The organism is Pseudoalteromonas sp. SANK 73390 (assembly GCF_054966645.1).
In genome coordinates, this window is record NZ_ARPN01000177.1 from 1 (window position 1) to 890 (window position 890).

The window sequence follows — 890 nt, forward strand, 5'->3', positions numbered from 1 at the left end:
GGATGCTGATACAACGCTTGAATTTGAGCTGGTAGTTAGGGATGACAAAGGTGGTGAAGCAAAGGATACGTTTAGCATTACAGTAAAGCGAGCGGTTCAGGTATCCAGTCATTATGCCAGCTGTAATGCACAGCTTGCTCCTAGTATCCTTGACACTTATAACGAAACACTCAACTTTACTTCTCTTGTTTCGCTTAAAAAATGGTTTTGTAGCGAATCTAATATTGAAAATCGAGACTTTACTAATCAGGTTATGAAGGTACTTTCGCTAGAAAGTAATGAGCAGGATGTTGAACTGTGGAAAACGGCTCATTGCTCTGATAATGACAAAGAATTTATCGATAGTAAGTCATCACATTTATTGCTGCAGCATGCAGATGATGAAGCGGTAGCCAATTGGTCAAGCTGTATCGCTAAAAAACAAATGCTCTCATGTTATACACTTGACTCAGAGCACTTAAAACCAGAGGAGTTATATTTGAACTATGGTTTTAAGCAAGGAAGTAGCCGTTTAATAAATGCTGATATTGTTGCAATCAATTTAAGTGCTGTAGACACCATACCAGATACATTAGAATCAGACGGGGCCGCCATTCTCTTTAAAAAAGATGACACGGGTAGTGACGCATATTTTGAACTCAGTGGTTCATTGGATAATGAGAATGTGTCTTGCGCTTATACGCTGTCGGACTCTTATTCTTTTGGCGCTGAATTGTGCGAGGTGCAAAGGATGGATGCGCTTGAGCAAGGAAAAATATCGCAGCGTGAATACACTGAACTTAAAGCCCTAAACCATGTTGCTGAGTTTGATCATCGCACAGGTAGTCCTCTTGGGCATAGGATTTGTGAATGATAGCTCACAGAAGCTCAAAATTTACCAAGTTGAATAC

General features: G+C 40.1%; 1 pseudogene. It reads left to right on the forward strand.

Going from position 1 to position 890, the window contains the following annotated elements:
• Nucleotides 1-853, forward strand: a pseudogene (locus SANK73390_RS19525) (PKD domain-containing protein); the annotation flags it as partial.
• Between the last annotated feature and the right edge of the window lie 37 nt (nucleotides 854-890).